This is a genomic window from Micromonospora sp. NPDC007220, from assembly GCF_040634035.1.
GTDB classification, from domain to species: domain Bacteria; phylum Actinomycetota; class Actinomycetes; order Mycobacteriales; family Micromonosporaceae; genus Micromonospora; species Micromonospora reichwaldensis.
In genome coordinates, this window is the sequence record NZ_JBEYEU010000003.1 from 135,119 (window position 1) to 148,949 (window position 13,831).

Sequence of the window (13,831 nt, forward strand, 5' to 3'; positions counted from 1 at the left end):
CGACATAGCCGGCCGGAGGCCCCCTGAGGGGGCCTCCGGCCGGCTTTTGCGTCTCCCCCGCCCGGCACGCCCGATCCGCCCGGCACGCCCGATCCCGGGCACCGGTGGCGGGCCGGTCGACAGCCGTCAGAGGGTCTGGACGGTGGCGATGCGTTCCTCGAGCTGCTCGATGGTGGCCTGGGCGCTCGGCGGGCCGCCGCAGAGGCGGCGCAGCTCCGCGTGGATCTTCCCGTGCGGCTGCCCCGTGCGGTGGTGCCGGGCGGCCACGAGGCCGTTCAGTTGGCGGCGTAGGGCGACCCGACGCTGGGCGGCACTCATTGGTGCCGGCGGCGCCGTGGGCGCCGCAGCGGCCGCCTCAGCCGGCCTGGCGGCCCGACGGCGCTGGGCCGCGAGCTGTTCCTGCTGCCGCTTGGTCAGCAGCAGGGCCACCTGGTCGGCGGTGAGCAGCCCGGGCAGGCCCAGGTACTCCTCCTCCTCGGGGGTGCCGGCCTGGGCGGCGGTGCCGAACGAGGCACCGTCGAAGATCACCTGGTCCAGCTCGGCCGTGGCGGAGAGCGCGGCGAAGCGCTTCTCCAGCTCGCCGCTGGCCTGGTCGTCGCGCTGGGCGCGCTCCAGCAGGTCGTCGTCGAAGCCCTCGCGCTCCTTGGGCTTGCCGAGCACGTGGTCCCGCTCGACCTCCATCTCGCTGGCCAGCCCGAGCAGGTGCGGCACGCTGGGCAGGAAGACCGAGGCGGTCTCACCGGGGCGGCGGGCGCGGACGAACCGGCCGATCGCCTGCGCGAAGTAGAGCGGGGTGCTGGCGCTGGTCGCGTACACGCCGACCGCCAGCCGGGGGATGTCGACGCCCTCGGAGACCATCCGGACCGCCACCAGCCAGCGCTGCTCGGACGCCGCGAACGTCGCGATCCGCGCCGAGGCGCCCACGTCGTCGGAGAGCACCACCGCCGCGCGCTCGCCGGTCACCTGCGCGATGAGTTTCGCGTACGAGCGGGCGGTCTGCTGGTCGCTGGCGATGATCAGCCCGCCGGCGTCGGGCATCCCCGCGTTGCGCAGCACGGTCAGCCGGGCGTCGGCGGCTCGCAGCACCTGCGGCATCCAGTCGCCGGCCGGGTCCAGCGCGGTCCGCCACGCCTGCGCCACGAGGTCCTGGGTCATCGGCTCGCCGAGCCGCGCCGCCAGCTCCTCCCCGGCGTTGGTGCGCCACCGCGTCTCCCCCGAGTACGCCAGGAAGAGCACCGGCCGCACGACGCCGTCGCGCAGCGCGTCGGCGTAGCCGTAGACCGAGTCGGCGCGGGATCGCAGCAGGCCGTCGCCGCCCCGCTCGTACTCGACGAACGGGATCGGGTTGTCGTCGGAGCGGAACGGGGTCCCGGTGAGCATCAACCGGCGCTCGGCGCCCTCGAAGGCCGCCTTCACCCCGTCGCCCCAGGAGCGGCTGTCCCCGGCGTGGTGGATCTCGTCGAGGACGACCAGGGTGCGCCGGGTGAGGGTGCGCCGCTTGTGCACGTGCGGCGCCATGCCCACCTGCGCGTACGTCACGACCGCGCCGTGGAAGTCGGCGGAGGAGTGCAGGTCGGCGTTGCGGAAGGCGGCGTCGAGCTGGATGCCGACCCGGGCCGCCGCCTGCGCCCACTGGGTCTTCAGGTGCTCGGTCGGCGCCACCACGGTCACCGCCTCGACGGTGCCGTCGGCGAGCAGCTCGGCGGCGATCCGCAGGGCGAAGGTGGTCTTTCCGGCGCCGGGGGTGGCGACCGCCGTGAAGTCGGGGTCCCGCCGACGCAGGTACTCCACGAGTGCCTTGCGCTGCCATGCGCGCAGTGCCGGAAACGTCTCGATCGCCGGCAACCGGGCCGCCACGGGAAGCTCCTCTCCGACCGCCTGACGGCGGACCCCGGGCGAGGGCCACGGGTACCGCCGCCCATGAAAACGCCTCCGCGCAGTGGGTGCCGCGAAGGCCGACCCAGCATAACCAGCGCCGCCCCGCCGGGCCCACGCGACATACGGGCCACGCCGGTCCCACCGCCTCCGCCCGGTTACGAGCGCCGCCCTGGGTCACTCCCGCCGGCCGCGCATGCCCGTCCTGGACGGCCGCGTGGTCGGCACCGGCGCGGACCACCGGCGGCGCAGCGACACCAGGCGCAGCAGGAAGACGAAGACCGCCGCGGCCGTGAGCCAGCCGGCGTTGGCGTGCCCGAGGGCGTCCAGCAGCACCACGAGGATCGAGCCGGCGAGCGCGGCGACGGCGTAGATCTCCCGCCGCAGCACCACCGGGATCTCGGCGGTGAGCAGGTCCCGCCCGAGGCCGCCGCCGATCGCGGTGAGCATGCCGATCACGCAGGCCCCCACCGCCGGCACCTGGGCGTCGAGGGCCTTGACCGTGCCGGTGACCGTGAACAGCGCCAGCCCGGCCGCGTCCAGCACCAGCACGGTGGTGCGCAGCCGGGCGAACTGGGGGTGCAGCCAGAAGACGGCCGCGGCGGTCACGGCGGCCGTGGCGGCGTACCGCCAGTCGCCGAAGGCCAGCGGCGGCGCCTCGTCGATCGCCAGGTCCCGGAAGATCCCGCCACCGAGCGCGGCCACGAAGCCGACGAAGACGACGCCGAAGAGGTCGAGCCGTTTGGCCACCGCCGCGGAGGCCCCGGAGGCGGCGAAGACCGCCACCCCGGTGAGGTCGGCGAGGAGCAGGGCGGTGGAGGTGGTCACCGGCGAAGGTTACGTGCGCGACCGGGAGGGTCGCCCACGCTCACTCGCCCCAGGAGTCGTAGATCTCCTTGCACTTCGGGCAGACCGGCGAGCCGGGCTTGGCGGCCTTGGTGACCGGGAAGGTCTCCCCGCACAGCGCGACGACGAAAGTGCCCATGACGGCGCTCTCGGCGATCTTCTCCTTGCGCACGTAGTGGAACATCTCGGGACCGGTGTCGGCGTCCTTCAGCTCCGGACGCTCGAGAACCTCTGTGCTCACTTCTGCACCTCCGACCGTCAAGTCTGGCAGGTCACCCCCGCTCCGGTCCACTTCAGGTCGCCCGGACGGGGGCCGTACGGTGGTGACGTGACCGACTTTCACATCCGCTACGGCAGCGAGGTTGCCGACGCCCTGCGCGACGGGCGTCCCGTCGTCGCCCTGGAGAGCACCATCGTCTCGCACGGCCTGCCCCGGCCGGACAACCTGCGGGTGGCCCGCGAGATCGAGCAGGCCGTCCGGGACGCGGGCGCGGTCCCGGCGACCATCGGCATGGTCGGCGGGCGGCTGGTGGTGGGCCTGGACGACGCGGAGCTGACCCGGCTCGCCACCGTCGACGGGGTCGCCAAGCTCTCCGTACGCGATCTCGCCGTCGCCGCCGCGACCGGCGCGGACGGCGCCACGACCGTGGCCGCGACCAGCGCGGTGGCCGACGCCGCCGGGATCGGCGTGTTCGCCACCGGCGGCCTCGGCGGGGTGCACCGGGAGGCGGCGCAGACCTTCGACGAGTCCGCCGACCTGGTCACCCTGGCCCGTACGCCGATCGCGGTGGTCTGCGCCGGGGTCAAGTCGATCCTCGACGTGGGCGCGACCCTGGAGCGGCTGGAGACCCTCGGCGTCGGGGTGGTCGGCTTCCGGACCCGGCGTTTCCCCGGGTTCTTCATCACCGACGGCGGCTTCGACCTGGACTGGTCGCTGGACTCCCCGGAGCAGGTCGCGGACGTGCTGGCGGCCCGCGAGCAGCACGGCGCACACCACGGCGGCCTGATCGTGGCCAACCCGCTGCCGACCGACGAGCAGCTCGACCCGGAGCTGCACGACCGGACCCTCGCCGACGGGCTGGCCCTGCTGGAGCGCGACGGGGTGACCGGCAAGGCCGTGACGCCCTACCTGCTCGCGCACTTCCACTCGGCGACCGAGGGGGCGAGCCTGGCGGTGAACGTCCGGATCATCCTGCGCAACGCCGACCTCGCGGCCCGGATCGCCGTCGCCGCGGCCGCCCGCCGCGCCGGGGCATGACCGCAGGCCGCGTCCTCGTCGTCGGTGACCTGATCACCGACGTGGTGGCGGTGCTGGCGGGGCCGGTGGCCACCGGGTCGGACACGCCGGCGGCGATCCGGTTCAGCGGCGGCGGGCAGGCCGCCAACACCGCGGCCTGGCTCGCCGCGCAGGGCGTACCTGTCACGCTGGTCGGCGCCGTCGGCGACGACGACGCCGGGCGGGACCGGGTGGCCGAGCTGGAGCGGGCGGGGGTCGACTGCGCGACGCGGGTGTGCCCGGACCGCGCCACCGGGACGGTCATCGTGCTGGCCACTGCCGGGGAGCGGTCGATGATCACCGAGCGGGGCGCGAACCTGCGGTTGACCCCGGGGGACGTCGACGCGGCCCTGACGGCGACGCCGGACGCGCGGCACCTGCACCTGTCCGGGTACACCCTGCTGGACGCCGAGTCCCGACCGGCGGGGCTGCGGGCGTTGGCTGCCGCCCGCGAGCGCGGGCTCACCACCAGTGTCGACGCGGCCTCTGCGGCCCCGCTGCGGCGGGTCGGCGCGGCGGCCTTCCTGTCCTGGGTACGCGGGGTCGACCTGCTCCTGGTCAACGCCGACGAGGCGACGGTGCTGGCCGGCGGGCTGGACCCGGCGGCGCAGGGGCGGGCGCTGTCGGCCTCCGCCCGGCGGATCGTCGTCAAGCAGGGCGAGGCCGGGGCGGTCTGGGTGGACCGGGACGCCTCGGTGGCGGTGGCGCCGGCCCGCCGGGTGTCGGTGGTCGACGTCACGGGGGCCGGGGACGCGTTCGCGGCCGGGCTGCTGGCCGCCTGGCTCGACGGCGCGCAGCCGGCGGTGGCGCTGGGCCGCGCCGGCGATCTCGGTGCCCTCGCGGTCTCCCAGATCGGCGCCCGCCCCTCCCCCTGACCTCGGGCCGGAGGGTGGGGTGGATCAGGGCTCGACGTCGATGATCTTGTGCGGACGTTCCTCGGCGGTGAGGCTCATCGGCGGGGTCTCGTCCCGGTGCCGCGGCTGGAAGCGGTTGGCCAGCCGGTGCTCCTCCTTGGGCGGGCGGTCGTTGGCCAGCAGCACGGCCAGCCACGGAATGAGCACCATGCCCAGGGCCACCATCGGCAGCCAGAGCCAGAGCAGTGGGGCCTGCACGCCGACCAGGACGGCACCGACGATCACGCAGGCCACCCGGATGCCCATCATCAGCACGTAACGCTTCTGACGGCTGGTGAGCTGGTCGTCCTGGCTGCGCGAGGCGTCGGTGATCAGGATCGGCTGGTACGCCTGACGCTTCACCACGGACCTCCTCGAGGGGGTTACGCCCCATCCTGTCACCTGCGGCGCGTGATCAGCGAAAATCGCTCGACCCGGCCCCGTGTTACCTGCGTGGTACGCTCGCGCCGTGGGCAGCAGGTTCAGCTTCACCGACGAGGCGTTGGCCAACCTGAGGGTCTACGACGTCACGCCCGGGGAAGTCTGGGAGGCGCTGCACAGCACCCGCCGGGTGATCCGACACCTCGGCGACGACGTGATGGTCGTCTACGCCGCCGCCCGCCGGGGGCGCCGGCTGGCCGTGCTGCTCGCCGAGGCCGACGGCACCGACAACGACTGGGACATCCTCTCCGCCCGCGAGCTGAGCGACGTCGAGGCGAAACGCTACGACGAGGCCGTGCGGAGATCTCGCCGATGAGGAGGCGGTGACGATGAACCGTAACGACGCGACCAAGCAGTTCCACAGCGGCGGTGACCGGCTCGCGGAGCTGATCGACGGGAGCCAGCAGGTGGAGCTTCCCACCCCCGACACCGACACCCCCATGGTCAGCCGCTCGGTGCGCCTGCCGCTGGAGACGTACGAGCAGGTCCGCGCCGCCGCCGACGCGCGCGGCATCGGGGTCACCACGCTCATGCGGCAGTGGATCGAGGCCGGCCTGGCCGACCTGGACGACTCGGCCACGGTCTCCCTCGCCGACGTCCGGCGGGCGCTGGCCGCCCTCTCCCGGCCGACCGCCGCCTGACCCACCCCGTCACGGCGCGGGAAACTCGCCGCCACCGGTCCCGCCGTGCCCGAGCGGCGACGCGGCCGGCTCGGGCGGGCGGCCCCTGCTGCGCCGCGCGTCGGCGGACGCCACCCCCGCCAACACCACGGCGACCAGCGCCAGGGCCACCATCGGTGACACCAGGGTGAGCGCCGGGCCCAGCAGGAGCAACACCAGCAGGCCCGCCACCCGGGACCGGGACACCCGGCCGAATATCTCGTACTCGAAGCGGGCCCGGGCCGCCAGGAAGATCGCCGGGCCGCCGACGACGAAGACCAGCCAGGTCGGGTCGGTCCGGCCGTGCGGGTGCACGATCACCAGTTCGTAACCGACGGCGGTGCTCAGCACGCCGACCACGATGACCAGATGGGTGCTGCTGGCGGAGGTGCCCAGCCGCCCGGGCGACCGGGCCACCCGCAGCGCCTCGGCGAGCAGGTGCCCCGCCCGGTGGAAGTAGATCCGCCAGAGCAGCGCCGTGGTGGCGAAGGCGGTCGCGAAGGCGCCGGCCCGGTCGGCGCTGAACTCCGTGCCGCTGTACGTCAGCCCGATGACCAGGATGGTCTCCCCCAGCGAGATGAGGAAGATCTGCTGGTACCGGTCGGCCAGGTGCTCACCGGCGATCAGCCAGCCGGCGGTGCGCGCCGGGCCCAGCCGGGGCAGCGGCCAGCCGAGCAGCAGGCCGGCGAAGTCGACGACCACGGCGAGCGCCCAGAGCGGCAGGCGCAGCTCCTCCGGCCCGACCGCCCCGGTCAGCCACGGCACGGCCCCCGCGGCGGCCCAGGCGAAGAGCCGCAGCGGGACCGTGCGGCGCGGATGGCGGCGCAGGGCCGTGGCGATGATCAGAGGCCGGACGAGCATCACCGCCAGGTACGCCAACACGAACGAGGCAGCCCGGTCCTCGAACGCCCGGGGCAACGCCACGGCCATCACCATGGCGCCGAACATCGTCCCGACCACGACGAACTGGATCACCGGCTGCTCCGGCTCGTACCGGCTGGTGACCCAGGTGGTGATCGACCAGAGCAGCCACAGGGCCAGGAAGAGCACGCCCGTGCGCCCGATCTCGGCCAGCAGCATCCCGCCGGAGCCTCCGGTGCCCTCGACCAGGCGCAGCGAGACCCGGGTCAGCGCGAAGACGAAGACCAGGTCGAAGAAGAGCTCCAGGAAGGTGGCCCGGGGCGAGCTGTCCTCCGGCCGCAGCAACCGCCCGCCGCGTTCGTCCGTCATCGGCTGCCCGTCGTCGCCATCCTGGCTACAACGACCGCCACGACGGCGCGGTTGCGTCAGCCCCCGGTGGACTTCGCCTTCGCCGCCGCCTTCATCTGCTGCTTGTACTCGCGCACCCGGCGCAGCGAGTCCGCGTCGGTGACGTCGGCCACCGACCGGTGGGCGTCCGGGTCGCCGTAGTCGCCGGCCGCCTCCCGCCAGTCCTTCGGCGTGACCCCGAACCGCTTGCCGAGCAGCGCGACGAAGATCTGCGCCTTCTGCCTGCCGAAGCCGGGCAGCTCACCGACCCGGCGCAGCAGCTCCCGGCCGTCGCCCACGTCCGACCAGAGCCCGGCGGCGTCGCCGTCGTACCGGTCGACGAGGGCCCGGCACACCTCCTGCACCCGGGCCGCCATCGCCTTCGGGAACCGGTGCAGCGCCGGTGGCCGGGCGAACAGGGCGACCAGCGCCTCCGGGTCGTGGTCGGCCAACTCCCGGGCGTCCAGGTCGCGCCCGAGGCGCTGCGCCAGCACGTACGGCGAGGAGAACGCCTTCTCCATCGGCACCTGCTGGTCGAGGACCATCCCCAGCAACAGGGCCAGCGGATCCCGGTTGACGAGTTCGTTGGCCTCGGGGTCGATGGGCAGTGCGAGCGTCATGGCGCCATCCTGCCCTGACCGGCGACCGGCGGAGGTGCGTAGGCCGCAGTTGGCAGGGCACGTGTCGGCCTGCGGGCCAGCACCGGAGCGCAGGTGACCCGGCTGCGTGCGGCCGGGGCCCGGCTCTGATCCGCCGGGTGGCCGGACCCCGCTGCCGGGCACCAGGCAGGATGGCGACGTGGACGGACACGACATGTTGCTCTCCCCCGCCGGCGTCGAGGCGCTACGGACCGCGTTGACGCGGGCCGGGTTCACCTCGAACGGCATCGCCACCCGGCTCGGCCCGCAGGCCACCGGCGGGGTGGCCCGCAACGACTTCCGGGCCGCGCTGCGCGCCACCGAGGACCGCGACCCGCTCGGCACCCTGATCCGGGTGTTCGTCTGCGAGCAGACCGAGCCGGAGGCCGCCGTGGCCGCCGCGCTGGCGCCGCTGTCGCTGGCCGAGGCGCTCGCCGGGGGCCTGGTCGAGCGGCACGGCGACGGGCTGCGGATGGGCGTGGACCTGGAGCCGTACGGGGACGAGTGGTGGGTGCTCGCCGACGTGCCCGCCAGTGCCCGGCCCGGCCGCCCGCTGCACGCCGAGCACGTGCTCGGCATCGGCGGGGCGACGCAGACGCTGATCGGCGCGACCGTCCGCCGGCCCGTCGAGGCCGCGCTGGACCTGGGCACCGGGTCCGGCGTGCAGGCCCTGCACCTGGCCAGCCACGCGCGGCGGGTCACCGCCACCGACCTGTCGGCGCGGGCGCTGCGCTTCGCCGCCACCACCGCCGCGCTCAACGGCCAGGACTGGGAACTCCTCCGCGGTGACATGGTCGCCCCCGTCGCCGGGCGGCGCTTCGACCTGGTGGTGAGCAACCCGCCGTTCGTGGTGGGCCCCGGCACCACCACGCACGTCTACCGCGACTCGGGGCGGGTCGGCGACGCGATCGGCGCGGAACTGGCCGCCGCCGCGCCGGGCCTGCTCACCGAGGGCGGCACCATGCAGTACCTGGCCAACTGGGTGCACGTCGCCGGGGAGGACTGGGGCGAGCGGGTGACCGGCTGGTTCGCCGGCACGGGGCTGGACGCCTGGGTCATCCAGCGTGAGGTGGCCGACCCGATGGCGTACGTCAACCTGTGGCTCACCGATGTCGGCGAGGCGGCCGACCCGCGCCGGATGGCGGACTGGCTGGACTGGTTCGACGCGCACAAGGTGGAGGCGGTCGGCTTCGGCATCGTCTCGCTGCGCCGCTCGGGCCACGACGACCCGATCGTGCGGGTGGAGGACCTGCGCCAGCGGGTGGAGGCGCCGCTCGGCGACCGGGTCGACACGTGGTTCGACCGCCAGGACTGGCTGCGCGCCCGCGACACCGACGGGCTGCTCGCCGCCCGCTTCCGGGCCGCCGAGGGCCTCCAGCTGCGGCAGGAGGCCACCATGGGCGACGAGGGCTGGGCGGTGGACCGGCAGGTGCTGGCCATGCCGCACGGCCTGCGCTGGACCGAGGAGATCGACCCGCTCGTCCTGGCCCTGGTCGGCGGGGCCGACGGGCGGCTGGCGTTGCGCGACCAGCTCGCCCTGCTCGCCGCCGCACACGACGTCACCCCCGGGGAGCTGGCCGAGGCGGCCGGGCCGATCGTCGCGCACCTCGTCGAGCGCGGCTTCATCGAGCCGGTCACCGACTGATGCGGGCCGTGGTGCAGACCGTCGGCCGGGCCGCCGTGACGGTCGACGGCGAGGTGGTCGGCGCGATCGACGACGGGCTGCTGGTGCTGCTCGGGGTGACCCACACCGACACCGTCGAGACCGCCCGGACCATGGCCCGCAAGGTGTACGAGCTGCGAATCCTCGATGAGGAACGGTCCGCTGCGGACACCGGCGCGCCGGTCCTGGTGGTCAGCCAGTTCACCCTCTACGGCGACGCCCGCAAGGGTCGCCGTCCGAGCTGGACCGCGGCGGCACCGGCCGAGGTCGCGGAGCCCCTGGTGACGGAGGTCGTGACGGCGCTGCGCACCCGGGGCGCCAAGGTGGAGACCGGCCGCTTCCGCGCCCACATGCTGGTCGAGAGCGTCAACGTCGGCCCCCGCACGGTGCTGCTCGACATCTGACCGGCCGGGCCGGCGGCCGGCGCCGGATCCCGGTGGCGGAGTCCCGTCGTGGCGCAACACCGCCGCCGCCAACTGTTCACGGGGGTCGGCCGACGACGGTAGAACCATCGCATGTCATCCCCCTCACAGCCCTTCACCTGGGGTCGCACGAGACGGCGGCTCACCGCCGCCGCGGCGGCGACCGGAATGGTCGCGGCCGGCCTCGCCGCGATCCAGGCCCCGGCGACGGCGGCCGGCCCGTCGCCGGCCGCCCCCGCCGCCACCCGGGACACCCACACGGTCACCCTGATCACCGGCGACGTGGTCACGGTGACCACCTCCGCCGACGGCAAGGCCACCGCCGAGGTCGACCGGCCCGACGACGCCACCGGCGGCGTGCGCTTCCGCCAAAGCGGCGACGACCTGTACGTCCTGCCCGACGAGGCCCTGCCGCTGCTGGACAGCGACAAGCTCGACCGGCGGCTGTTCAACGTCACGGACCTCATCGAGATGGGGTACGACGACGCGAAGACCCCCACGCTGCCGCTGATCGCGGCGTACACCCCGGCGAAGGCCCGCACGGCGAAGCCGGCGCCACCGCGCGGCGCGAAGCTGGTCCGCGACCTGCCCAGCATCCAGGGCGCGGCGCTGTCCACCGAGAAGAAGCAGGCCCGCACCCTCTGGTCCACCCTCGCGCCCGCCACGGCGACGGCACCGGCCCGGGCCCTCGGCGGCGGGGTCACGAAGCTCTGGCTCGACGGCCGGGTGACGGCGGCGCTGAAGGAGAGCGTGCCCCAGGTCGGCGCGCCCGCCGCGTGGGCCGCCGGGTACGACGGCAGCGGAGTACGGGTCGCGGTGCTCGACACCGGGGTCGACCCCAGCCACCCCGACCTGGTCGACCAGGTCGACGACAAGGTCAGCTTCGTGCCGGGCGAGGACACCTCCGACGTCAACGGGCACGGCACCCACGTCGCCTCGACGATCGCCGGCACCGGCGCGGCCTCCGGCGGCGGCAACCGGGGCGTCGCCCCGGGCGCGGACCTGATCGTCGGCAAGGTGCTCGACAACGGCGGGTACGGCCTGGACTCCTGGATCATCGCCGGCATGCAGTGGGCGGCCGAGTCCGGGGCCGACGTGGTCAACATGAGCCTCGGCGACGGCTCGCTGACCGACGGCACCGACCCGATGACCGCCGCCGTGGAGACGCTCTCCGCGCGGCACGGCACGCTCTTCGTCGTCGCCTCCGGCAACTCCGGCCCGCAGACCATCGGGTCGCCCGGCACCGCGCCGAGCGCGCTGACGGTCGGCGCGGTCGACAAGCAGGACGCGCTGGCGGGCTTCTCCAGCACCGGCCCGCTGGCCCGCACCGGCGCGCTCAAGCCGGACCTCGCCGCACCCGGCGTCGGGATCGTCGCGGCCCGCTCGCAGCAGGCCGCCGGTGAGGGCGCGTACCAGGGCATGGACGGCACCTCGATGGCCACGCCGCACGTCGCCGGGGCCGCCGCGATCCTCGCCCAGCGGCACCCCGACTGGACCGGGCAGCAGCTCAAGGACGCGCTGATGAGCAGCGCCAAGGGGTTGTCCGACGACTACCGGCCGTACCAGGTCGGCACCGGCCGGCTGGACGTGGCGGCGGCGGTGCGCGGCACCGTACGCGCCACCGGCTCGGCGTTCTTCGGCACCTTCGACTGGCCGCACGAGCCGACCGACGCCCCGGTCACCCGGTCGGTCACCTTCACCAACTCCGGCACCGCCGCCGTGACCCTCGACCTCGCCCTGACCGGCGGCGGCCCGTTCACGCTGGGCGCCTCCACGGTGACCGTGCCGGCGGGCGGCAGCGCCGACGTCGCGGTCACCGGCGACCCGCGCGGCGACGCCCACGGCGAGCTGACCGGCTACCTGGTCGGCACCGACGCCGCCACCGGCACGGCGGTCACCCGTACCGCGCTGGGGCTGCTCAAGGAGAACGAGCGGTACGACCTGAAGGTCAAGCTGGTCGGCCGCGACGGCAAGCCGGCCAGCGCGACGGTCGTGGTGAACCGGGCCGGCGAGCCCAACCCCGGGCAGTACCCGGTCGCCGGCGAGCGGACGCTGCGCCTGCCGAAGGGGACCTACACGGTGGAGGCCGTGCTGGACGTTCCCGGCGAGCGGTCCGACCGGCTCGGCTTCGCCCTGCTGGTGGACCCGGAGACAGTGCTCGACCGCGGCGCCGAGGTGGTGCTGGACGCGCGCCGGGCACGGCTGCTCGACACCGCCGCACCGGAGCGGACCGAGGACCGGCAGCGCAAGCTGGACTACACCGTCGGGTACGCCGACGGCAGCGACTTCCGCGCGGCGTACCAGCTGCCGATCCGCTACGACGACCTGTACGTCCTGCCGACCGAGCGGGTCAGCACGGTGTCGTTCACCATGGCGGCGCGGTGGCGCAAGGGCGAGCCGATGCTGAGCCTGCGCATCCCCGGCCGGTCCCCGGTCGACGCCACGGTCCAGCCGGGCAGCACCATCACCGCCGGCACCGAGACGCTGCGACCCGTCTACGCGGGCACCGGCGCTCCGGAGGCGTACGCCGGTCTCGACGTCAAGGGCCGGGCCGTGGTGGTGACCCGCAGCGACGCGGTCGACCCGACCGCCCGGGCCGCCGCCGCGGCGGCCGCCGGGGCGAAGCTGCTGCTGGTCGTCAACGACGGCGCCGGCATCCTCAACGAGTGGGTCGGCGAGTCCGCCATCCCCGTCGCCACCGTGCACCGCGACGCCGGCAAGCAGCTGATCGCCGCGACCCGGGGCGGGCCGCGCAAGCTGACCGTCACCCGGGTCCCGTACGCCGGCTACGTCTACGACCTGGCCCGGGTCTGGCCCGGACAGGTGCCGGACCGGTCGCTCGCCTACCACCCCCGGCAGCGGGACCTGGGCCGGATTGACGCCCGCTACCACGCGGCCGTCGACTCCCCCGGCTCCGGCTACCGCTACGACATGGTCTTCAGCCCCTCGTTCGGCTTCCCGGAGAGCGAGTCGCACCCGGGCACCCGCACCGAGTGGGTCACGCCCGACGTGGTCTGGCACGAGGTGCACGACCAGGGCGGCTGGACCGACACGGCCTACCTCAACACGTACGCCAAGGGCAGCACGACCAGGCTGGACTGGTTCGCGCCGGCCGTCCGACCGGCCTTCAGCCGGGCGTTCGGGGTGCGCAACAGCCGCTACGGGGACTACATGACCCTGAACGTGCAGGCCTGGAGCCCGTCGGACGACGTGTTGGAGCACGGCGGCAACCTGGAGTGGGGCTCGGTGCCGACCCACCTCAAGCTCTACCAGGGCGACAAGCTGGTGGACGAGAACACCTGGAGCTCGGACCTGCAGTGGACGCCGGTGCCCGCCGGCACGCTGCCGTACCGCCTGGTGCTGGACGCCTCGCGGCCGGCCGACCGGTGGCGGCTGTCCACCCGCACGCACACCGAGTGGGACTTCGTCTCCGGCTCGAACACCGCCGACAACTTCGTCCCGTTCGCGCTGCTCCAGCTCGACTACGCGCTGGAGACCGACCTGCGCGGCGACGTGAAGGCGGGCACCACCCAGCGGATCAGCGTCAAGGCCGGGCCGCAGCCGGGCGGCACCGGCACCGGCACGGTCACGTCGGTCACGCTGGACGTCTCGTACGACGACGGCGCCACCTGGCGGAAGGTCACCCTGAGCAAGGGCGCGGGTGACCGCTGGACCGGCTCGCTCGCCCTGCCGAGGCAGCCGGGTGGCTTCGTGTCGGTGCGGGCCGGCGCCAAGACGGACGCCGGCTTCGGCATCCGGCAGGAACTCATCCGGGCGTACGGCCTGCGGTGAGCTGGTTGGCGGGGCCCCGGGACACGCAGCGTTCCGGGGCCCTTCCCGACGACCCGTCGGCCTTCCCGGGCTGGTCAG

Annotated in this window: 13 protein-coding genes; 7 read left to right on the top strand and 6 right to left on the bottom strand. The window is 74.6% G+C overall.

Features of this window, described 5'->3' with window-relative positions; genetic code table 11:
* Nucleotides 1–126 precede the first annotated feature (126 nt).
* The 3 genes from ABZ573_RS09010 to ABZ573_RS09020 form a co-directional block, all read right to left on the bottom strand.
* A complete protein-coding gene (locus ABZ573_RS09010; protein WP_327030882.1) occupies nucleotides 127–1,857 on the bottom strand; it encodes a DEAD/DEAH box helicase in 1,731 nt (576 codons plus the stop codon).
* 195 nt (nucleotides 1,858–2,052) lie between these two features.
* Nucleotides 2,053–2,703, bottom strand: coding sequence for a TRIC cation channel family protein (locus tag ABZ573_RS09015; protein WP_151452445.1), 651 nt, complete (start codon nucleotides 2,701–2,703; stop codon nucleotides 2,053–2,055).
* Nucleotides 2,704–2,743: 40 nt separating this feature from the next.
* Nucleotides 2,744–2,962, bottom strand: coding sequence for a DUF3039 domain-containing protein (locus ABZ573_RS09020; RefSeq protein ID WP_089001394.1), 219 nt, complete (start codon nucleotides 2,960–2,962; stop codon nucleotides 2,744–2,746).
* Between the two features lie 87 nt (nucleotides 2,963–3,049).
* On the opposite strand from ABZ573_RS09020, the gene ABZ573_RS09025 reads away from it, so the two are divergent.
* Nucleotides 3,050–3,979, top strand: a complete 930-nt coding sequence (locus ABZ573_RS09025; protein ID WP_358116959.1) for a pseudouridine-5'-phosphate glycosidase — start codon at nucleotides 3,050–3,052, stop codon at nucleotides 3,977–3,979.
* Nucleotides 3,976–4,872, top strand: coding sequence for a PfkB family carbohydrate kinase (locus ABZ573_RS09030; protein ID WP_132233019.1), 897 nt, complete (start codon nucleotides 3,976–3,978; stop codon nucleotides 4,870–4,872). The genes ABZ573_RS09025 and ABZ573_RS09030 overlap by 4 nt, the downstream gene beginning before the upstream one ends.
* 24 nt (nucleotides 4,873–4,896) lie before the next feature.
* Here ABZ573_RS09030 and ABZ573_RS09035 read toward each other — a convergent pair whose 3' ends face one another.
* Nucleotides 4,897–5,253: a DUF3099 domain-containing protein gene (locus ABZ573_RS09035; protein WP_151452442.1), complete on the bottom strand. Its 357-nt coding sequence runs from the start codon at nucleotides 5,251–5,253 to the stop codon at nucleotides 4,897–4,899.
* Between the two features lie 106 nt (nucleotides 5,254–5,359).
* Between ABZ573_RS09035 and ABZ573_RS09040 the strand changes: the two genes are divergently transcribed.
* Entirely contained in the window at nucleotides 5,360–5,647 is a 288-nt protein-coding gene (locus tag ABZ573_RS09040) for a hypothetical protein (RefSeq protein ID WP_225851882.1), read from the top strand.
* Between the two features lie 13 nt (nucleotides 5,648–5,660).
* A complete protein-coding gene (locus tag ABZ573_RS09045) occupies nucleotides 5,661–5,972 on the top strand; it encodes a hypothetical protein (protein ID WP_132233013.1) in 312 nt (103 codons plus the stop codon).
* 9 nt (nucleotides 5,973–5,981) lie between these two features.
* Here the strand turns inward: ABZ573_RS09045 and ABZ573_RS09050 are convergent, their stop codons facing one another.
* The gene (locus ABZ573_RS09050; RefSeq protein WP_151452440.1) at nucleotides 5,982–7,220 is read right to left on the bottom strand and encodes a low temperature requirement protein A; all 1,239 of its coding nucleotides are present in this window, start codon (nucleotides 7,218–7,220) and stop codon (nucleotides 5,982–5,984) included.
* A 56-nt stretch (nucleotides 7,221–7,276) separates the two neighbouring features.
* Nucleotides 7,277–7,858 carry an HhH-GPD-type base excision DNA repair protein gene (locus ABZ573_RS09055; RefSeq protein WP_327030879.1) on the bottom strand — a complete coding sequence of 194 codons (582 nt, stop codon included), beginning with the start codon at nucleotides 7,856–7,858 and terminating at the stop codon, nucleotides 7,277–7,279.
* Nucleotides 7,859–8,036: 178 nt separating this feature from the next.
* On the opposite strand from ABZ573_RS09055, the gene ABZ573_RS09060 reads away from it, so the two are divergent.
* From ABZ573_RS09060 to ABZ573_RS09070, 3 genes are all read left to right on the top strand, one after another.
* Nucleotides 8,037–9,521 (top strand): methyltransferase, encoded by a 1,485-nt coding sequence (locus ABZ573_RS09060; protein WP_327030878.1) that lies wholly within the window; start codon nucleotides 8,037–8,039, stop codon nucleotides 9,519–9,521.
* Nucleotides 9,521–9,943, top strand: coding sequence for a D-aminoacyl-tRNA deacylase (dtd, locus tag ABZ573_RS09065; protein ID WP_151452438.1), 423 nt, complete (start codon nucleotides 9,521–9,523; stop codon nucleotides 9,941–9,943). The genes ABZ573_RS09060 and dtd overlap by 1 nt, the downstream gene beginning before the upstream one ends.
* Before the next feature lie 111 nt (nucleotides 9,944–10,054).
* Entirely contained in the window at nucleotides 10,055–13,753 is a 3,699-nt protein-coding gene (locus tag ABZ573_RS09070; RefSeq protein WP_358116964.1) for a S8 family serine peptidase, read from the top strand.
* Nucleotides 13,754–13,831: the final 78 nt, after the last annotated feature.